General features: G+C 43.6%; 17 protein-coding genes and 1 tRNA gene. 14 read left to right on the top strand and 4 right to left on the bottom strand.

The features are described 5' to 3' along the window. Positions 1–30: 30 nt before the first annotated feature. Positions 31–429 (bottom strand): OsmC family protein, encoded by a 399-nt coding sequence (locus ACWYU8_RS17890; RefSeq protein ID WP_457521084.1) that lies wholly within the window; start codon positions 427–429, stop codon positions 31–33. Positions 430–602: 173 nt separating this feature from the next. Here ACWYU8_RS17890 and msrB point away from each other — a divergent pair, with 173 nt between their 5' ends. The 3 genes from msrB (at position 603) to gefA (ending at position 3,137) form a co-directional block, all read left to right on the top strand. After that, entirely contained in the window at positions 603–1,742 is a 1,140-nt protein-coding gene (gene msrB, locus ACWYU8_RS17885) for a peptide-methionine (R)-S-oxide reductase MsrB (RefSeq protein WP_457521083.1), read from the top strand. Between the two features lie 9 nt (positions 1,743–1,751). Beyond that, positions 1,752–1,916 carry a DUF2256 domain-containing protein gene (locus tag ACWYU8_RS17880; RefSeq protein ID WP_457521082.1) on the top strand — a complete coding sequence of 55 codons (165 nt, stop codon included), beginning with the start codon at positions 1,752–1,754 and terminating at the stop codon, positions 1,914–1,916. A gap of 207 nt (positions 1,917–2,123) precedes the next feature. Further along, a complete protein-coding gene (gene gefA / locus ACWYU8_RS17875; protein ID WP_457521081.1) occupies positions 2,124–3,137 on the top strand; it encodes a diguanylate cyclase GefA in 1,014 nt (337 codons plus the stop codon). Between the two features lie 108 nt (positions 3,138–3,245). Here the strand turns inward: gefA and ACWYU8_RS17870 are convergent, their stop codons facing one another. After that, on the bottom strand, positions 3,246–3,824 hold the full coding sequence (locus tag ACWYU8_RS17870; protein ID WP_457521080.1) for a hypothetical protein: 579 nt from the start codon (positions 3,822–3,824) through the stop codon (positions 3,246–3,248). A 175-nt stretch (positions 3,825–3,999) separates the two neighbouring features. Between ACWYU8_RS17870 and ACWYU8_RS17865 the strand changes: the two genes are divergently transcribed. The 5 genes from ACWYU8_RS17865 (at position 4,000) to ACWYU8_RS17845 (ending at position 8,720) form a co-directional block, all read left to right on the top strand. Continuing rightward, the gene (locus tag ACWYU8_RS17865; protein ID WP_457521079.1) at positions 4,000–5,556 is read left to right on the top strand and encodes a DUF3612 domain-containing protein; all 1,557 of its coding nucleotides are present in this window, start codon (positions 4,000–4,002) and stop codon (positions 5,554–5,556) included. 375 nt (positions 5,557–5,931) lie between these two features. Then, the gene (locus ACWYU8_RS17860; RefSeq protein WP_457521078.1) at positions 5,932–6,534 is read left to right on the top strand and encodes an alpha-ketoglutarate-dependent dioxygenase AlkB family protein; all 603 of its coding nucleotides are present in this window, start codon (positions 5,932–5,934) and stop codon (positions 6,532–6,534) included. A 69-nt stretch (positions 6,535–6,603) separates the two neighbouring features. Beyond that, positions 6,604–7,692: a DUF3541 domain-containing protein gene (locus ACWYU8_RS17855; RefSeq protein WP_457521077.1), complete on the top strand. Its 1,089-nt coding sequence runs from the start codon at positions 6,604–6,606 to the stop codon at positions 7,690–7,692. 299 nt (positions 7,693–7,991) lie between these two features. Beyond that, positions 7,992–8,075 (top strand) — tRNA-Leu (locus tag ACWYU8_RS17850). A 33-nt stretch (positions 8,076–8,108) separates the two neighbouring features. Then, positions 8,109–8,720, top strand: coding sequence for a DUF2913 family protein (locus tag ACWYU8_RS17845; RefSeq protein WP_457521076.1), 612 nt, complete (start codon positions 8,109–8,111; stop codon positions 8,718–8,720). Between the two features lie 16 nt (positions 8,721–8,736). Here ACWYU8_RS17845 and lhgO read toward each other — a convergent pair whose 3' ends face one another. Then, entirely contained in the window at positions 8,737–9,990 is a 1,254-nt protein-coding gene (gene lhgO, locus ACWYU8_RS17840; RefSeq protein WP_457521075.1) for an L-2-hydroxyglutarate oxidase, read from the bottom strand. 721 nt (positions 9,991–10,711) lie between these two features. On the opposite strand from lhgO, the gene brnQ reads away from it, so the two are divergent. Both brnQ and ACWYU8_RS17830 read left to right on the top strand, forming a co-directional pair. Continuing rightward, positions 10,712–12,022, top strand: a complete 1,311-nt coding sequence (gene brnQ / locus ACWYU8_RS17835) for a branched-chain amino acid transport system II carrier protein (RefSeq protein WP_457521074.1) — start codon at positions 10,712–10,714, stop codon at positions 12,020–12,022. Positions 12,023–12,128: 106 nt separating this feature from the next. Then, positions 12,129–13,328 (top strand): GGDEF domain-containing protein, encoded by a 1,200-nt coding sequence (locus ACWYU8_RS17830; protein ID WP_457521073.1) that lies wholly within the window; start codon positions 12,129–12,131, stop codon positions 13,326–13,328. A 179-nt stretch (positions 13,329–13,507) separates the two neighbouring features. Here the strand turns inward: ACWYU8_RS17830 and ACWYU8_RS17825 are convergent, their stop codons facing one another. Further along, positions 13,508–15,541: a PhoX family protein gene (locus ACWYU8_RS17825; RefSeq protein ID WP_457521072.1), complete on the bottom strand. Its 2,034-nt coding sequence runs from the start codon at positions 15,539–15,541 to the stop codon at positions 13,508–13,510. A gap of 303 nt (positions 15,542–15,844) precedes the next feature. On the opposite strand from ACWYU8_RS17825, the gene ACWYU8_RS17820 reads away from it, so the two are divergent. From ACWYU8_RS17820 to ACWYU8_RS17805, 4 genes are all read left to right on the top strand, one after another. Next, positions 15,845–16,183 carry a YggL 50S ribosome-binding family protein gene (locus ACWYU8_RS17820; protein ID WP_457521071.1) on the top strand — a complete coding sequence of 113 codons (339 nt, stop codon included), beginning with the start codon at positions 15,845–15,847 and terminating at the stop codon, positions 16,181–16,183. A gap of 1,191 nt (positions 16,184–17,374) precedes the next feature. After that, the gene (locus ACWYU8_RS17815) at positions 17,375–17,548 is read left to right on the top strand and encodes a hypothetical protein (RefSeq protein ID WP_457521070.1); all 174 of its coding nucleotides are present in this window, start codon (positions 17,375–17,377) and stop codon (positions 17,546–17,548) included. 276 nt (positions 17,549–17,824) lie between these two features. After that, positions 17,825–18,730: a 30S ribosomal protein S6--L-glutamate ligase gene (gene rimK, locus ACWYU8_RS17810; protein WP_457521069.1), complete on the top strand. Its 906-nt coding sequence runs from the start codon at positions 17,825–17,827 to the stop codon at positions 18,728–18,730. 65 nt (positions 18,731–18,795) lie between these two features. Further along, positions 18,796–19,224, top strand: a complete 429-nt coding sequence (locus ACWYU8_RS17805; RefSeq protein ID WP_457521068.1) for an ATP-dependent zinc protease family protein — start codon at positions 18,796–18,798, stop codon at positions 19,222–19,224. The last annotated feature ends 13 nt before the right edge of the window (positions 19,225–19,237 follow it).

Genomic DNA, 19,237 nt, shown 5'->3' with positions numbered 1-19,237 from the left:
CATTTTCTGAATTTTCCAACTTTGCGGGGCTTATACAATTTCCCAGCTGTGGGTCATCTCAACACCCTGACCTAACATCAGACACACAGAACAGTATTTTTCGAGTGAATCGGCCGCTACTTGAGCCACAATCTCCGGATTAAGGTCTTCACCAGAGACTTCGAAATGGATGTTCACTTGAGTAAAAATACGCGGTGCCGTTTCACGGCGGTCTGCGGTTAACTTAGCGTTAACTGAGGTTACTTTTTGCGCTGCCGATTTTAAACCATCCACAACATCCACAGAGCTACAACCACCAGCAGCCATCAACACCATTTCCATCGGACTTGGTGCCGTCGCACCGCCATTGCCATCCATCACGATGGAGTGACCAGATTGAGACTGGCCAAGGAACTTAAAATTTTCGACCCATTTAACTTCTGCTTGCATGGTTTTCCTCACATTTCATCGCCTACTCATTGATAAAATGAGCAGTGTTTTCCATGCGGATACTCTATCTTTGTTAGAAAAAAGGGCAAAGAAATTTTCAAAAATAGTGCAATTTTTTCGCTCGGTTGCCTTTCTACTTACGTATCAGTTGAAAAACAATATTTGAGGACGCTATGAAAAAATCATCTAAACTATTGATAGGATTATCTTTCGTGCTTCCAGTTTTGTTCCTGTTGCTAAGTAAAGCTGGTAGTGCAGATACAATGAGTAAAACTACTGCGTCAGAGAAAGTGGAAATTGCCACGCTTGCTGGCGGTTGCTTTTGGTGTACAGAATCAGATTTAGAACAACTACCTGGTGTATTAGGCGTGGTTTCTGGTTATTCGGGCGGACACGTTGAAAACCCAACCTATAAACAAGTCTCTTCTGGTAAGAGCGGCCATATTGAATCGATCGAGGTGAAGTACGATCCAAATATGGTGAGTTACGAACAGGTGCTGGATTACTTTTTCCGACATATCGACCCGACTGATGATAAAGGATCTTTCGTTGATCGCGGCCCGCAATATCGCCCTGCGATTTTTTATCACAACACTCAGCAAAAACAGATTGCCGAGCAATTTATGATGGAAATCGAGAAAGCGAAAATCTATCCAAAACCACTCAAAACTGAGCTGATAAAATTTGAAAAATTCTACCCTGCCGAAGCGTATCATCAGGACTACTACAAAAAGAGCAGTCTTAAATACAAATACTATCGCTACGCATCAGGTCGCGACAAATATCTGGATGAAGTTTTTGGTGATGACCGTAAAGAGCGCCCAAAAACCCTTCGCCAACTGATTGAAGAGAAGAATTTGCTGTCGAAAGTAAAAACATACAGCAAACCGTCCCCGACCAAGATTAAGTCTACCTTAACCGAGATGCAGTATTACGTCACGCAAGAAGAAGGAACGGAAAAGCCGTTCGAAAATGAGTATTGGGATAATAAAGAAGCCGGAATTTACGTCGATATTGTTACCGGTGAACCACTCTTCTCCTCGACTGACAAATACAAATCCGGTACTGGTTGGCCAAGCTTTACCAAGCCGATTAATCCGGGGTATATCGTAGAAAAAACCGATTATAAGTTGTTATATCCAAGAACTGAGGTTCGCAGTAAGTTCGGTGACTCACACCTTGGTCATGTTTTTGAAGATGGTCCAAAACCAACCGGATTGCGCTATTGCATGAATTCAGCGGCAATGAAGTTTGTTCCGGTAAATAAAATGGCTAAACAGGGTTACAGCGATTACTTGTACCTTTTCAAGTGATAAAAGAGCATGAAGGGCTTTAAACCCAAGTTACCAACGAAAACCTGCCCGGTCTGTGGACGCCCATTTTCATGGAGAAAGAAATGGGCGAAGGATTGGGCAGATGTGGTTTACTGCTCAGAGCGATGTCGGCGGAGTCGTCAATCATTACGACTTACGCCATTTAGACAATAGCGCGAAGCGAGAACGTACTTTATGCTCCTGATTTGGTTTCTCTATAGCGAATGAAAAAACACATAGCTTTTGAAAATGAGTATTTAAATCAATTGAATTTTATTATGACTCCACATTTTTTATATAAAAGAATCAAAAATTTAAAGCGATAGCTGTCAATTTCCGTTACTCTAAAGCCAATTCCATTTTGCCACTTCCATCGCAGAAATGACTGACGAGTTTAAAAAATCAACCGCTAACTTAAAAAAGGCGGTGCCGCTAATGATCAAAAATTATGTCGCCGCGACACCAGCCAACTACGCACTTTGGTATACCTACGTTGACAAAACGATCCCGGATCTCAATCTGGAGATGGATACCGTGCTAGAAAATTACGGTATCTGTCCCCCAGCTTCCACAACGCAGCTATATAAGCGCTACGTTGCAAATAAAGCTGAAACCAGTCTAGAAGAGCTCCGTTCCAACTTGGAAGTGTTACTCAATGAAGTGGCCAGTTCGATGAATGATACATTGTCCGATACATCCTCATTTTCAGATATGGTAGATAAGAGCTTCAATAAGTTAGAAAACGTTCAAGACGGAAACTTAAGTATCGAAGAAGTGATGCATGTTATACGTCAGCTCGTCAATGACTCTCACGAAATACGTCACTCAACTAAGTTTCTAAATCATCAGTTAACAAACGCGAGTGAAGAAATTTCCCGCCTGAAAAATCAGTTGGCAGAAGTCCAAAAAGACGCTTTATTTGACGGACTATCCAACGTTTACAATCGTCGTGCTTTTGATGCGGATCTGGCCTCATTGGTCGATGCAAACCAAGCTATGTGTCTTGTCATGCTTGATATTGACCACTTCAAAGAGTTTAACGACAACTACGGTCACCTTTTTGGTGACAATGTTCTGAAATCTATCGCTCGTCGACTACAACAGAGCTGCCGCGATGGGGCCTGTGCTTACCGTTTTGGTGGGGAAGAATTCGCAGTGATCGTACCGAACAAGTCGCTACGCATTGTTCGCCAATACGCTGATGCATTACGCCGCATGATTGAAAAGCTACGAGTCAAAGACAAACGAACAGGAAATCAGGTCCACAGCATCACCGCCTCTTTCGGCGTGGCGGAATTTGAAGTCGGAGATAGCGCGGACTCTTTCGTCTACAAAGCTGATAAGCAGTTGTATGAAGCGAAACAGTTGGGCCGGAACCGAGTGATGCCTCTTTAAAGTGCTGTTATGGCTTTAGACTCAAAACTACCTTTCCGAATCTCTCTAAAAATAACAAACCCCGCCACATGCTGGCAGGGTTTTGTCTGTTGGGTGCGGCTTTAGGAATTAATCCACTTTGTAGCAGTAACTTAAGAAGTAGTCTTCACCATTTTTAGCGGTGTACTCTTTATCTTCACTGCATGCCATCGGCTTACCATTTTTGTCGCCTTTCACCAGACTGATCCAATGGCGCATTGCTGTAGGTGCGTTACCAGTGAGCTCCGGGCTAAATGTAATGCGAGTTTCTATCTGAATATCATCAATATCCATCAGCTCAACACAGCCAGTGCCTTTGTGGCAACCGAATATCACTTCCACGTGGTTTCCAGATTCATCCTTGAACAGGATTGATTTTGGATCTTCTTTTTCGCCCGTGTAAGCCACGAAGTGTTTTGGAGTCTGCAAGCCACTATGAGAACCGTCTTTAAAGTAAGCCAAAACATGGCGGTAATCGATAACATAACTTGATACATCTTGGTGTGACCCACTTTCTAAAGGGAACATGCGGTCGAGTAGCTGCTTAGCTTTTACTTGTTTCTCGCTTTGTTGCTCAGCACTTACCGCTTCGACGGCAAATACAGCTTCAGCGATAAATGGGCGTTGTTGTTGTTGCATCTCTTTTTTATCGAAGTTCAGCATATTCATCGTCGTATCCTCGTACTTTAAAACTCTTCCTAGAGTATTAACTTAATTCTGTTGTTTAAGTTTCAGGCAATTCTGTGAAGTTGGTGATTAATTTCCTTGCTTCAACACTATGTAGATTAGCGAAATATTTACTACAATTTCACAACAAAAATTTTACAATGTGAATTTTACAAAAATGTCTGTGTCAAAAAGCTTAATTCGACAGTCTCACTTTCTCGGTACAAAAATACGCAACCTGAGAAAAAACAACCATTTAACTATGGAAGATTTGTCTGCACGCTGTATAAGAATCAATCCTGAGTACGCGCCATCAGTTTCTTATCTTTCGATGATTGAACGAGGAAAACGCGTTCCAAGCATCGATATGCTTGAGGTTATCGCTGAAGTTTTTCAGAAAGATCCAGCCTGGTTTTTAGATGATGAACCTGAATTGGAAGCCATTACACCGAATAAAGGGAATCGTGGTGGCATTAGTGGTATGGCATTGGAGCCGAGTTTCTTGTTTTCCAATGATATTCTTCAAATTGCAATTCCTGAAATGCTCTCCCAGACTGGAATTACAGGACGTCAATTTGCTCACCTCTTGATTCGCGCACACCAAGAGAACCACCAGAACCACTTCCCGGATTTAGAGCGCGCCGCTGAAGAAGTCGGGCTTAAGCGTCTGAATCTTTCGGTAGAAGACTTGATCGATATTGCGAAAAGTATGGGGCTGGACATTCGGTGGGTAGACCGAGCCCCACAAGACGTCATTGATGAACTGGGTGTCAGTGCGAAACAGCTAATCACTTCTTTTATGGAAGCGCCAGGTACCATTTATCTTAACAAGCGGATGCGTGATTATCCGACTAGACTGAAGTACGACTTGGCAGTCTACATAGGCCACAGAGTACTACACAGCAATGACGCGATGAACAATGTGCTCTCCATCGGTCATCAGAATAACTGGGAGCAAATGGACAGTCCGGTTTCCAGCTCAGAGTTAAACTCTCAAGATATTTTACAAGCATGGCGTGATTTCGAATCCAGCTTCTTTGCAGGTGCGCTGTTATGCCCTAAAGTGCCATTTCGCCAGTTGCTTGATCGCTCTGGCTACGAAATCGATGTGCACAAGAAAGCGGGAGTCTCCCCGTCTGTTGCCATGCGCCGAATGACGGTGGTATCGCCATACCCGCATTGGCACTATTTTGACGCTTATGGACCAGGAAAACTCAAAGCAGTTTATCGCGGTAATGGCATCCCACTCCCTTGGGGTAACATGCGCACGGTCAACGATCCTTGTCAACACTGGGCAGTATTTCGTCGTTTAGCACAGCCACTGGATACCAGTTCCGCGCAAATTTCAATTTTGAATGTCGGTGATGAGCCACGTATTTACTGCTGTGAATCAGTGAATGTCTTTGATCCTGCAGGGAACAATCGAGTGTTGTGTGCAGGCATAGACTTAAATCCGGCAATCTCTGCACAAGGTGGTGATGCTGTCTCCATCGCAGAAGAACTTAAGTCTTTATGTGTTGCTTCCGGCGGCAGCAGCATGATTCCAGCGCACATTAAAAAGGACTTAACCACCATCGCTAAGATACTAAATATTAACTGGATAGAACGTGGGATTCAGACACAGGCGCGACTGATTTGTTCAAGAGGCGCAGTGTGCCCAAGACAACCAAGTTGCTACAGCAAGTGTGAAGACGCTAATGAGGCTTGTAGAGACATAAACATGATCAGTCTCTAAAAAGAAAAAACGCCAACCACAATTTTTGTGGTTGGCGATATAAACTTGTGAACAATATGTATTCACTAACAACGTCAGTTGGCTAGGTGACCCTCGGCTTAATAAGGGTCAGTCATACACAAGCACAATTCGTGCCAACTTTTAAAACCTCTATTTATGTCCGATCTTGATGCATATTGTTGCTTTATTAATCGAACATATCGCATTTTGCAATTGCAATATGCGAAGACATTCGAATATGCTATCAACCGCATTGCTACTAACGACTTCCTCAAGAAGCCAACTTTTGTTCGTTCACTGAATGCAAATTTTAAATTGATACCTCATAGCTATCATTAAGTATTAATGGAATTTTCGTTAAGAGAGTAACTCGAAATGCAGCAAGGCGACTTGTTTGAAAGCCCATATTGGCAAGAAGTTGAACAGGGAAAACTGTACTATAACCCGAACTTTCTCCAGGCCAGCGAAGCCAGTGACTTTTTTGCTAAGCTCAGAATGACACTCCCATGGCATCAAGAACAGATTAACATTTACGGTAAATTCGTACCTCAACCAAGACTGCAAGCCTGGCACGGTGATGCCGTCTATACCTACTCTGGCCTGACAATGTCCCCTCATCCTTGGACGCCGGAGCTCTTATCACTGAAAAAACGCTGTGAAACCGTTGCAGGAGTTCCGTTTAATTCGGTATTAGCAAACTTATATCGAGACGGACAGGACTCAATGGGCTGGCATCAAGATAATGAGCCGGAATTGGGCAGAAATCCTGTGATCGCGTCTTTGAATTTAGGTGAAAGTCGCCGCTTTATTCTAAGAAATTTACATTGTAAAACCCAGATAGAATATGAGCTTTCTCATGGCGCTTTGTTGATCATGGCAGGCGAACTTCAACATCATTGGCGGCACTACGTACCAAAAACGGCAAAGCCAAAAGGTGAGCGTATTAATCTGACTTTCCGACAAATTTTGAACAATTGACCGAGGTTTCACACTTTTTCGCAAACATTGGTGATAGCTTTATGCAGATGTTTTTCATGGAATGAATTTATGCGTATCAAGCCTTTTAGCTTAGTGGTTTTACTTTCGTGCTCGCTCATTTTTAATGCTCAAGCGTCGCAGGTTGAGTCACCGCCCTTAAGCTATGCACAATCAGCGCAATTGCTTAGGAACACTTACGAACGCGAGCTTTTTACTCTGCCCCCGTTTAAAGAGGGCCATTTTGGTCTGCGAATGTATCGCCAAACCTTAGATCAAAAGTATCTTGCCACGATTTGGACCGATATGGCGCAAGTTGCCAGCCAGTTAAACCGATTTGCCGATGAGGTTGTTAAACCGGAAGAGATCGTTTTGTACTCATCGCAAAAATTGGCGAAGTACCAAAACAAAGGTGGCGAACGTAGTCAACTCCGTTATGTGGTAACGAAACATCATCCCGAATACCTCTATCTTGGACTCGACTTACTGGGTGCCATGGCGAAAGTTAACGAATACGGCTTGAAACACAAAAATGATGCTGCCCTTAGAGAGATTATTAGACGTTATGATTTTACTCGCTATGCCACTGACCCTCAGATGATCGAAGCATGGGCTGCACAACTGGCTAATCAGGTTTATTGGCTGCGCCAACTCGGTGAGCAAGACATCGTTAGTGAGTTTATTTCAGCGTTCAAAGCGACCTATCCTGATGATAAAGACAGCAAGCTTTCTACTCAGCAGTATGGCAACAAAATATATGGTATTACCCATATTATCTTTGCAGATTCGCAGTACTATCAAAAGCAGGTCAGCGAGGCTGAACATCAGTGGATTTACGACTACTTTCGCAACAACATCGATACCATCCTACACCGTTGCAAAGAGGACGTAATTGTTGAAGTAGGCATTGCTTTCCTTTTGGCCGGCCTGGAGAATGATCCTGTCGTTGAAAAGACACGCCATGCGATACGTAACGCCATAAATACGGAGCACGGTATGATCCCATCGGTTAAGGGAAACTTTGATCTTAAGCTTGGTGCACATCGTAATGTGTTAGCCATCATGCTGTTAGATTGGCAAGGTATCAATCGTGGGCCGACCTACATCGATCAGCCAAAAGCTTTTAAATCGATACCTTACGGTCTGGTACCGAAATCTTAAGCATAATAAAACGGGATGACTGAGTAGCCACTAAAAAAACAACATGTATCAATTTTATGAACGCTAACCTTCAAGCGTTCATAAATCATTCAAACCAGTCATTTTTTAACTCATATCATCAACAAATTTAAGGATATTAAGGTAAATAATATCGAACAACGCTGAAAAGCGAACAATAAATGTGCAATCAAACTCGAAAGGCTAAAAATCAGCGACTTTACTCTCGCCAACAGATAGATTTTGGTTATACAATTCGATTCGCTTCTTTCTGAAGCCTCTGCAATGCAGAGCATCATGATGCCGAGATGGTGAAATTGGTAGACACGCTAGCATGAGGTGCTAGTGCCTTAGGTGTGAGGGTTCGAGTCCCTCTCTCGGCACCATTATCCTTCTTATTTAAATTTCGTTTGAGTGTAATGCAAAGTTCTAAGCAGGTAAGACCATCCACAGATGCTAACCAACTTCTGAGCGAACTTGCTGTGCATGCTTTACTGCATCTGCACTTCAAAATTCAGGCGTCTTCACACCCTCTCCCTCTAAAAGAGCGCAACGATCTGCTGCAAAAGTGGCTCAAGCCCAAATTGAAAAGCAATCGCTACAAGCTGATTAAAAAGCCGTTAAAGTCTCTGACTCAACAGGCGAAAGGGGAAAGTGGCAACCTTGAAGTCTTACTCGAACGTTGTGTCAACGCAGATAAATCAGGCAACCCTCAACCTCATCTGGACAGTTACCTGCTGCTTATTAATGAAATCGAGAAGAAATTAGGCACCACCGTACTACTCTCTCGTCCAGAAGATGTCGATCTTTCTCATGATCAGCATGGCTGCTTATTGTGCGTGTTATCCGACAACTTAAACCGACATTTCGACGATAATAACGCCTTAATCGCCCCTATCTCGATGCTGTTCCGCGGCCCCATGAGCCAGCGTTCACTGTTTTTAGGCAGTATTTACGCCAACAACACATTTAATTACGAAGTGCAGTATCAAGATGACCAATTCGTACGAATTACGCTTAAGCTAGCGTAAATCGATATATGACCAGTCATTTCTCATCTTGAAGACTTTGGCCTATATCCACTTTAGCCATCACTTTCGCATCTACCTTATCGCAAATGTACTCTCCGATTGGCATCGCTGAGGTTGCTGCTGGTGATGGAGCATTGCACACATGTAGACTTCTTGCTGTTTCCGCAAACAAAAAATCGTGCACTAACGTGCCATCAGATAACACAGCCTGAGCACGAATACCTGCCGGGTGGGGTTTAAGATCTTCAACTTGGATACTTGGACAATATTTATTGACCAGCTTTAAGTAGCCGGGTTTCCACCAAGAATTGATTAACTCGTCTAATCCGGTTTTCAGGTGCTTTCGCGTCACTTTCCAAAAGCCTGAAAAACGCAGCATCCTCCATGTGTCCCGGTAACTAAAGTTCACCTTACCATAGCCTTCTCGTTTCCACCCTTGCACGGCATTCGGCCCTACCGTTACCGAGCCATCAATCATACGAGTGAGATGGACACCCAAAAAGGGTAAATCCGGATCAGGAATTGGGTATATCAGATGGTTGACCACGTTATTGTGTTTGCTATCTAAACGATAATATTCGCCGCGATACGGGATGATCTGAAAATCGGTTTTAATGCCCATCATCTTGGTCATGCGGTCAGCCATCAAGCCACTGCAGGTCATCAGCATTTTGCAGTTAAGCTGCATCGACTGACCATCAGATATGCCAGTAAGCTGCACCTCTTCGTCTTTTTCTTCGATCGCTACCACCTGAGTACGCAAACTGACTTGCCCACCGAGTTTTTGGAACTCTTTAGCCATTTGCTCCGTGACTAATCGATAGTCAACAATACTGGTGGCTTTGACGTAAATCGCCCCCAATCCCGTCACGTTTGGCTCCGCCAGCTTTAGCTGTGCCTGATCGAGCAGTTCTGCTTCTATGCCGTTGATATGACAACGCTCGTAGAGTGCATGAATTCGATTTACTTCTTGCTCATTCGTTGCCACCAATAGTTTGCCGCAGTTCTCGACAGGAATATCGTGCTCAGTGCAGAATGCGATGGTGCTCTCAACTCCGCGTTTACAAAATTCGGCTTTCAAACTGCCGGGCGTGTAGTAGACACCAGCGTGAATCACGCCACTGTTGTGCCCTGTCTGGTGTTTGGCAAAACCAGACTCTTTCTCCACCAGCAATATGGAACGATCAGGATGGCGTTTCTGTAATTGCCAAGCTGTAGATACTCCAACGATACCGCCACCAACGACTATGTAGTCATAGACTGATTTCATACGACCTCTTGTAAAACCCTGACTTGAGATGGTTGCCACGAAAAAACTGCCCACTACTGTAAACAAAGTTGACAAAGAATACCGCGCAGCCTGCCACACGAACCAACATTGGTATATATCGAAAAACGCACAATCCGGCTCTGACGACGCATCTATCTCTTATCCCGAGAATTTAGTGGGTTCGTTCAGATGGCGATGCATATGAGGAATCTCTCTTTTATGCACCCGGATAGCTATATAGTTACCCTCGATCAGTTGAGAGCCCACCCATGTACTAGTAGATGAAAACGCCAAATACTGGACATTTTTCAATCAAATGGATAGATGTTAATTATTTGATCAGAGATATATTCCAAATATAAAACACATATCCAGTTCAAAAAGCCAAGTTGGAAACAAAGGTTAACCATATCAACTTATTTTATACTTCGGGGTTGTGTCTATCCCCCCCAATTCGTTAATGTACCCCCACGCCAAGTTAAATGTTTTGTTTGGCTTTTTTCACTACTAAGGATCTCTCATGTCAGCGACTGTGCAATCATTTGCTTCAAAATGCCCTTCAGGCATCGCTGCTGCGGTCCTCCTCCTGCTCTCTCTGAAACTTATTTAGAGCTGACGGGTAATACCACACTTTCTGTCAGCTTGAGAAGAAGCTGGCGGGTCACTCAATACTTCCCCATTCCTTTCAGGTTCTTCCAAGCGAAACATAAGAGGAATAACAATGTTAAGCGCACGCAATATCGCTGCTTTAGGCTTCATGACTTTCGCCATGTATTTGGGCGCAGGTAACCTTATCTTCCCTCCATTTTTGGGTTACCAGGCGGGTGAAAACTTTCTGAGCGGAATGTCAGGCTTCCTCTTAACTGGGGTTGGATTACCAGCCATGGCATTAGTGATTGTCGCAATGGTAAATGGCTCTGACAAATTAACCTCCGCCCTACCAAAACCGCTTGCAACCAGCTTTTGGGTGATGGTCTTTATCGTCATCGGCCCTGCCTTCGTGATCCCACGCGCGATTACGGTGGCTTACCAGTTTAGCTTCGCACCCATCTTTGGCGACGCGGCTTTGATACCTTTCACCTTAGTGTTCTGCGCTGTCACCATTTTGTTTGCGCTTTACCCTGGGAAGTTGATTGATAACTTAGGCAAAATACTGACTCCCGCATTGATGGCAATTTTAGTGATCATGTCCGTGACGGCATTGATTTACCCTGCCGGTGAACTCACTCAGGCAAGCGGTGCATATGTAAGTGGTGCTTTTGCAGAAGGTTTAACTCAGGGATATATGACGATGGACGCGTTGGGATCGATCGGATTTGGTTGGATCATCTTCCGTGCGATTCGCAGTATGGGTGTGGACTGCCCGAAAGCGACGGCAAAATACACGTTGATTGCAGCCTTGATGTATGCCGTGGCAATGGCGTTTGTTTACATTTCGTTGGCGTATATTGGCTCAACCAGCACTTATCTGGGTTCAGAGTTCACTAACGGTGGTGACATCTTAACGGCATTTACCTTCAATCACTTTGGCGCATTTGGCTCGCTTTTGTTGGGCGCTGTCATGGTACTAGCCTGTTTAACCACAGCGATTGGCGTAACGACAGCGGGTAGTGAGTTTTACGACAACACCTTTAGCAAAGTCAATTACAAAGGTTGTGTTGTTACCACGATGATATTGGCTGGTTTAGTTGCCAACGTTGGACTTGAGCAGTTATTAGCTATCACATTACCTGCAGTAGTCGCACTTCATCCGGTTGCGATTGCATTGATGCTGATGGCACCTGTACGTAATAAAATGTCTCAAACCATGATCGTTGTTACCGCATTCACTGCATTAGTGTTTGGTTGTCTGGACGCACTGCATATTTTAGGCAAGATGCCAGAACATATGGATCAATGGATGAGCGGTAATATGCCACTTTACAATGAATTCGCTAGCTGGATTGTTCCTAGCGTCATCATGGCCATTGTGGGACTTGTCTTCTCTCGAAAAGCGGAACAAGTCGAAAGCCTGACGTTAGTAAAAGAATAGCGGTTTAAGATAAGACAACTATTTATAATTCCGTTAATATGTTAGGCGTTTATTTTTGGTATAAGGCAAAGGAATTGCCTTTACTTTAGCTCAATGTGGAGCACGTATGGATGATCATTTCTTAGATATAAGAACGCTTAACTTTATTATTATTCTATTTTCTTGTATCTACTCTGCCTGTCTCCTTTGCTACCAATACTCTCAGAGTAAAATACAAGGATTAAATACCTTCGCGATTTCTCTATTGTTTCTTGGCTTAGGACCATTCTGTCTTGGATTTCGAGGTATCGGTCCCGATTGGCTCACTATTGTAGTTTCGAATACGTTTATTTTAGTCGGCTTCTTACTTTCGTTATATAGCGTCAGTATCTTTAGAGGTTTTCCCTTAAAACTCGCGCACACCATGGCGTGCTTTATTCCCCTTGTCAGCGGCCTCCTATATTACTACAGTGTGTACGAGCCTTCGATTAAAACTCGTATGATCTGCCACAGTACTTATCTCTCTGTCGTCACTTTGTGTTCTTCAATAGCGATGTTGCGAGGTAAAAATGAGGATCTAAACCTACCAGTAAACATCATGGCCATTTCTTTTGCCAGCTACAGCGTTTTTATGGTGGGAAGAACGATTTGGACAATGGCTGCGCCCGAAACAACCAGTTTTATGCATGCAGGATTAGTTCATCAACTGGCATTTTTGTTTGGTATCTGCCTTATCGTTGCCTTGAGCTTTAGCATGTTATGGCTAATTAACGCTCGTTTGGTCTTGTCTATTAATAATCTGTCCCAACGAGATGCGTTGACAGGACTCTATAATCGTCGAGCTCTGGAAGAGATCATTCCGACACTGATTTGCAACGCCATTCAGCAAGGCAACCCCGTCAGTATCGTTATGGCCGATATAGACCGATTTAAAGCCATTAACGACCAGTACGGACATACAGCGGGCGATAAAGTGATGGAAAAGGTCGCCAAGATCATTAAAGAGCACTTACCTGAATCGGCTTGCGCGGTACGAGTGGGTGGCGATGAGTTTATGATCATTGTTTTAGAGAAATCAGGCCAAACCAAACGTTTTGCAGAGAATATTAGAACTTCCGTTGAGAACGATGCGTCTCTTCAATCATTTGGACGTACGATCACGATGAGCTTTGGTATCAGTGAATTGGTTTATGGAATTCAATTGGAAGAAGCGCTTACACAAGCAGACGAAGCACTATATTGCTCCAAGCATACCGGGCGTAACCGAGTGACGCTTTTTGGTGAAGATAACTACTTTTCACGTAAATTTGTTTCGACACTCACTTAACGCATAGACAGCTTTATCGAAGCAGAAGCAGAAGCAGAGAGATTAGAAAACACTTCAGACGCGAAAAAGCCATCGTTCTTCGCCGCCCGCTCAGTAAAAGAAAACCCAGCATCTTAAGACAAAAGGCCCTGCTTGTTTGATAAGCAGGGCTTTGTTATTTATGTGAGAATCAGTGGAGGTTACACTGCGATTTCGCCACCGTCTTCACGGCGAATTACAACCGTCGAAGCGCGTGGACGAACCGTTGTACCTGCTGGTGTTTCTTCTGCAGCATCATCACTGTATGGCCAGTTACCTGGGTGCTGGATGTTCACAAACAGAGACTTGTAGTCCGGGCTGATGGTAAAGCCAGTGACTTCACATCCGTTTGGACCAACGAAGAAACGTTTCAGCTCCGCTTGGTTTTCCGCACCAATTGTCACTTGTTCGCCATTCTCATCAGTCAGTTTTGATGGTACAACCGCCAACATCTGGTCGTTAGTGTATGAAGTTACTTCATCCGCACCGTTATCAGTTTGAATCCAAAGGATACCACGGCCATCGAATGACAAGCCGTCAGGGCTAGCAAACTGGTTCAGTTCCGTTAGGCTTGAACGGTTTGTGTCTGCATCACCATTTGCTGGTGAACCAAATACAAAGATATCCCAGGTAAATTCTGTTGCTGACTCACCTTCATCCCAACGGATCACGTGACCGAACTTGTTGTTTAGACGTGGGTTTGCCACGTTTGCTTCATCACGTGAAGTATTGTTGGTTAGTGTTAAGTAAACAGAACCTGTGAATGGGTCAACTGTACACCATTCAGGGCGATCCATTGGCGTTGCGCCAACAAGGTCAGCTGCACCTGCAGTGTTCAAAATAATTTCAGCAAGAGAATCAAAATGATCCGCTAATGTACCACCAGAGGTAGTCATGCTATCTAGCGTTAGTGGTAGCCACGTACCAGTGCTGTCTTCGTTGAAAAGAGCAACATAAAGTGTACCTTCGTCCATGTACTTATCACCAGTAGCAAGGCGATTAGCTGGATTTGCATCAGCAGCTTCCCAAGCCGCAGCTGATTCAAACTTGTAAAGGTATTCAAAGCGAGAATCGTGACCAGAGTAAAATACCACTGGTTTACCTTCTTCTAGCTTAGCGAATGTACATCCTTCATGACGGAAACGACCTAGTGCAGTACGCTTCTTAGCACGAGAGTTTTGTGTGTAAGGGTCAATTTCAACGATGTAGCCGTGGCCATTTGCTTCATTGCGGTAGTCATCCGCTGAGCTAGCACCAGTTGGAGCTAAGTTAAAACGAGCAAATTCATCCAAACGCTCTTCTGCATTACCTGCCAGAGATTCCCATAGGTAACGAGTGCTTCCTGATTCAATACCAATACGGTCTTGATCTTCTGTACGCTCACCAGCATTCGTAAAATAACCAGGCCAGTTTTCTTCACACGTTAAGTAAGTGCCCCAAGGCGTGTAGCCATTACCACAGTTATTCAGTGTACCTCGAGCCTGACTACCGTCAGGAGAAAAACGTGTAACCGCTAGTTCTGTATGAGCAAGTGGGCCAGATAAATCCATCACTGTAGCGCCGGTGTAACGACGGTTTAGTGGATCGGTATCAACCAGTTTCCACATATTGTCTTCTAACTGGATGCGGACAACAGATACGCCGTGCGCATTGATCTCTTTACGCACTTCGTCAACGATAGTACGCACATTATTTTCAACAGTTGGACCATTTGGATGCAAAGCATTTTCATCAATGTATTCGTGGTTGATACATAGCAGGCCATCTGTCGTGTTGTCATTCAGAGGGAAGAAGTGCATGCCGTCATGGTGCATACCCAAAGCATTAAGCTGGTCTGTACCGGTGTTAGAACCGTCATTTTTCCAAGCATTGCCTTGTGCATTCAGCGGAGTACCCCAAGGAACTAAAACTTGAGCAGTGTAACCTGATGGAATAGAGACAGCATCAGTTAACGAACCAGGGATCGATTCAAAATTCAGAACTGCTGATGATACGCCAGAAGCGCTACTTACCGAACTGCCTGAGCTAGACGAGTTACACCCAGCCAAGCCAAAAGCACCAAACGCAGTCATAGCACTGATGCCCAAACCACCTTTAAGAATACTACGACGAGATAAGCTCGCTTCTAATACTTCTTCAAATGGTTTGTTATTGCTGCGGTTATAACGCGTTGCGTCGAAGGTTTCCTTACTCATGGTTTCACTTCCCCAGTGTTAGGTTTGATTTTAAATTAGAGTTTTATAAGTAGTTAAGCGAGAGGAAGTGTGGACAAGAAACATGACAGAAATAATTAACAAACATGAAGGTTATGTTTCTCATTTATTATTGATATGAATAAATAAAGCCTCAGCCTCAAAGTCTCTTTGAAAATCCCAAACGAGCATGGTCAATCTGGTGGCGGATCAACCAATCGAGCCCTCCTACTGGAATTTTACTTTGGATATAGTGATCTAGAAGGTATAAAGTGTGCGCAATAAAATCATCCGCGAGAAAAAGTAATGAAATTAGACAAAATCGATAACAAAAGCCGCCGCATCCGTAAAAAGCTGTTTCTGGGAGAGTTCGCTATCCTTGGTTTCGAAATTAGCTGTGAAACTGACATTAGCGACTTTGACCGTTATGATGCATTCGTTGATGAATTTATCGACAACATTGATGGTTTAGGACTTTGCTTTGGTGGCGGTGGTTTGGAGCTGTTTGAAGGTTTCTTGTGCTCGACTGAACGTTACGGTAGCGCGACTGAAGAGCAAAAAGCACAAGTTTTAGCTTGGTTAGAAGCTCGCCCAGAAGTAAAACGTGCTCAAGCCGGTGAATTAGTAGACGCGAACTACCTGTAAGCAAATTACCTGTAAAGATACGGTAAAACTGATTTGACAACAAATCGTTAAGGCTGGTCTTCGGACTGGCTTTTTTATAGCGTATAGATAGGAACAACTTACGGTGGGTCACTTTGGAACTGGCAATTGAAAGTAACTCTGATCCCCTCTGCCAGCCCAATGACGCTTGATGTGATTCTACTGTGATTAATTAAACTCTTTTAGCTGTCGCGTCTTTTGTGTCTTTCCAGTATTGAATACGAACACGATGCAGCTGAGCTCTTCTCATTTTTTTCATAGCAATCTCCCTCATTTATATAAATATCGCTCTTCATGAGCTTAATGTCTAAGGTGCGTTAATCCCTTGAATTTATATGGGAATAAGGCACTTAACCGTGACAAAATTCACAATATAATGAAAAATATTGTTGCGTTGCAGTCGTTAACGACCTGATTGACCTAACGTAGTTTATCTTCTTACACGGTCAAATTACTCACCTGATATGACAGAAAAATGGCAAACAAGTTCCGTTTTCTCTCTGTCACCAAATCTTAATACGATCTTTCTTTTCATAAGACTTCTCAAGGCGGCTATTAATCAATTACCACATCATTGATACCAAAGTCCAGATCTTGTTAATCACATATCCTGATGAAAATTCAGTTGTCTAACTTGAATCACTTTTTAGTCAACCGCCCAGCCCCAGACATCAAGAGCAGCACAAAATACCGAACACATTGTTATACCGACTTAATTGTGATCAGGTGCAAACCTGCAATCTTGATAAAAACGAGCAAAGTTACGATATTAGCCTGAGATATTGTGCGAGATCTCTCACACGACATGTAAGCCATTTGATAATCCGGATCTGAGAATAAAGCCAAAAAGTTACATAAATCATTGTATTTAAATAAAAACCTAATAAATACTGCAATCGATTTCAAAAATAATTTCAAAGAGATAATTGAGTCAAAACAGCAAAACATCAATACTGAGTCTGTCGACAGGGAGTTGGCAGGAACAGGAAAAAGCCTAATGGATTAGGTATCTTCAGGATGAAGATTTGATGGCTTAGGATGAGTTGTCAGCAAGGATGTAGTTAAGGCTCTAGGATAGAGTTCGCCCGTCAGGATGATAGGCAAGAATGGACACCGCTAGGAAGGCGATGAACAGGGAACTCGGTTAAAGGAATTAACCACAATCAAGGATAGATGCAGGGAGCACCTATTAGTAGCTGGATTGCTGCGAAAGAGAATAAGCCCCGTCTGGAGATCCAGGCGGGGTTTTATTTTATCTCCGACTTACCGTTACTCATCATCGCGTATACTGATTCTTCAATTGGTGCAGATTCCGCTGGATATCGTTGCGATCGCACTCAAATTTAAGCGCATTTTTTTGATTAATGCTCGTTAATCATGTAACTGTCACACTATGTAAACGGTCATAGTTCGATAACTATTTTTTGTCGTGACAATGAATTTTTTTCGTTTTAATCTGGTGACGAAAAAACCTAAGGTGCACACCCTTGACGACGTGGTTGTCCAACCACCATTCTAACTCGTTGAAGTATGTAGCTTATGTCATATCAATAACATCAACCTGCTACATTCTATACTCTATACTTATATTTTATTTTGGTACTGACTTATAAAGGAACAGCCATGCGTATTGCTATTCTCTCTCGTAATGAGAATTTATATTCAACCATGCGCCTAAAGCAAGCTGGTGAAGAGCGTGGACATCAAATCGATGTTATCGACACTCTGCACTGCTACATGGACATTACGAGTAACAACCCCAAGATCCGCTACATGGGGGAAGAATTGCCACAGTACGACGCGGTTATTCCACGTATCGGTGCCTCAATCACTTTCTACGGCACCGCTGTTGTGCGTCAGTTTGAAATGATGGGTACATTTTGTGTCAACGAATCGGTAGCGATCAGCCGCTCGCGTGACAAACTGCGTTCATTGCAGCTTTTATCACGTAAAGGTATTGGCTTGCCGCGCACTGGCTTTGCACACCATCCTGACAATATCCAGGACGTAATCAAGAACGTTGGCGGTGCTCCTTTGGTGATCAAGCTGTTAGAAGGCACGCAAGGTATTGGTGTTGTACTTGCGGAAACAAACAAAGCGGCAGAAAGTGTTATCGAAGCCTTCATGGGCTTAAAAGCGAACATCATGGTTCAAGAGTTCATTGAAGAAGCGAAAGGTGCCGATATTCGATGCTTTGTTGTGGGCAATAAAGTCATCGCAGCAATGAAACGTCAGGCGAAAGAAGGCGAGTTCCGCTCAAACCTTCATCGTGGTGGCTCTGCACAACTAGTAAGATTGAGCAAAGAAGAACGCGCAACCGCAATCAATGCGGCAAAAGTGATGGGTTTGAATCTATGTGGTGTGGATATTCTTCAATCTAAAAACGGCCCGGTTGTGATGGAAGTAAACTCATCTCCAGGTCTTGAAGGTATCGAGCTTGCAACACACAAAAACATTGCAGGTATGATCTTCGACTTTATCGAGAAGAATGCAAAACCAAATTCGAACCGTACTCGAGGTCGAGGTTAATTTCTCTGTCTAAACATCGCCAGAGAGAAATACCTCTCAGTGCTACTCGTCGCTAGGATGACACTATGAATCAGAAAATGATCATTGGGAATGCCGAAGCTATTTGCTTGCCAGAGTTAGGGATAGCTCACCTTGAAGCGCGCATTGATACTGGCGCACAAACGTCTTCTATACATGTCGATAATCTCGAGTGCTTTGAGAAAGATGGACGCTCATACGTAGAGTTTGATCTACACCCTGACGTTTATCACTTAGAACAAGTGGTGCGTTGCACTGCACGACTAAAAGCGAACCGTAAAGTAAAATCATCGAACGGTACATACGAACACCGCTGTGTCATTACAACGATGTTACGCTTAGGTGATAAGCAATGGCCAATCGATATTACGTTAACCAATCGTGAGAGTATGACTTACATGATGTTGCTAGGTCGTCAAGCGATGAAAGACAAAGTCTTGGTCGATCCTAGCCAATCTCACTTATTGGCACCTTAAATCCCACAATTTC

The organism is Vibrio limimangrovi (assembly GCF_054064025.1).
This window is presented reverse-complemented; position numbering and strand designations above follow the sequence as displayed.

What these genes read in the sequence shown, in the direction of transcription:
- ACWYU8_RS17880 (WP_457521082.1), top strand. Translation starts at nt 1,752, where the DNA reads ATGAAGGGCTTTAAACCCAAGTTACCAACGAAAACCTGCCCGGTCTGT.
- msrB (WP_457521083.1), top strand. Translation starts at nt 603, where the DNA reads ATGAAAAAATCATCTAAACTATTGATAGGATTATCTTTCGTGCTTCCA.
- ACWYU8_RS17815 (WP_457521070.1), top strand. Translation starts at nt 17,375, where the DNA reads ATGCAGGGAGCACCTATTAGTAGCTGGATTGCTGCGAAAGAGAATAAG.
- ACWYU8_RS17865 (WP_457521079.1), top strand. Translation starts at nt 4,000, where the DNA reads ATGTCTGTGTCAAAAAGCTTAATTCGACAGTCTCACTTTCTCGGTACA.
- ACWYU8_RS17825 (WP_457521072.1), bottom strand. Translation starts at nt 15,541, where the DNA reads ATGAGTAAGGAAACCTTCGACGCAACGCGTTATAACCGCAGCAATAAC.
- rimK (WP_457521069.1), top strand. Translation starts at nt 17,825, where the DNA reads ATGCGTATTGCTATTCTCTCTCGTAATGAGAATTTATATTCAACCATG.
- ACWYU8_RS17855 (WP_457521077.1), top strand. Translation starts at nt 6,604, where the DNA reads ATGCGTATCAAGCCTTTTAGCTTAGTGGTTTTACTTTCGTGCTCGCTC.
- ACWYU8_RS17860 (WP_457521078.1), top strand. Translation starts at nt 5,932, where the DNA reads ATGCAGCAAGGCGACTTGTTTGAAAGCCCATATTGGCAAGAAGTTGAA.
- ACWYU8_RS17805 (WP_457521068.1), top strand. Translation starts at nt 18,796, where the DNA reads ATGAATCAGAAAATGATCATTGGGAATGCCGAAGCTATTTGCTTGCCA.
- ACWYU8_RS17845 (WP_457521076.1), top strand. Translation starts at nt 8,109, where the DNA reads ATGCAAAGTTCTAAGCAGGTAAGACCATCCACAGATGCTAACCAACTT.
- ACWYU8_RS17870 (WP_457521080.1), bottom strand. Translation starts at nt 3,824, where the DNA reads ATGAATATGCTGAACTTCGATAAAAAAGAGATGCAACAACAACAACGC.
- gefA (WP_457521081.1), top strand. Translation starts at nt 2,124, where the DNA reads ATGACTGACGAGTTTAAAAAATCAACCGCTAACTTAAAAAAGGCGGTG.
- ACWYU8_RS17890 (WP_457521084.1), bottom strand. Translation starts at nt 429, where the DNA reads ATGCAAGCAGAAGTTAAATGGGTCGAAAATTTTAAGTTCCTTGGCCAG.
- brnQ (WP_457521074.1), top strand. Translation starts at nt 10,712, where the DNA reads ATGTTAAGCGCACGCAATATCGCTGCTTTAGGCTTCATGACTTTCGCC.
- ACWYU8_RS17830 (WP_457521073.1), top strand. Translation starts at nt 12,129, where the DNA reads ATGGATGATCATTTCTTAGATATAAGAACGCTTAACTTTATTATTATT.
- lhgO (WP_457521075.1), bottom strand. Translation starts at nt 9,990, where the DNA reads ATGAAATCAGTCTATGACTACATAGTCGTTGGTGGCGGTATCGTTGGA.
- ACWYU8_RS17820 (WP_457521071.1), top strand. Translation starts at nt 15,845, where the DNA reads ATGAAATTAGACAAAATCGATAACAAAAGCCGCCGCATCCGTAAAAAG.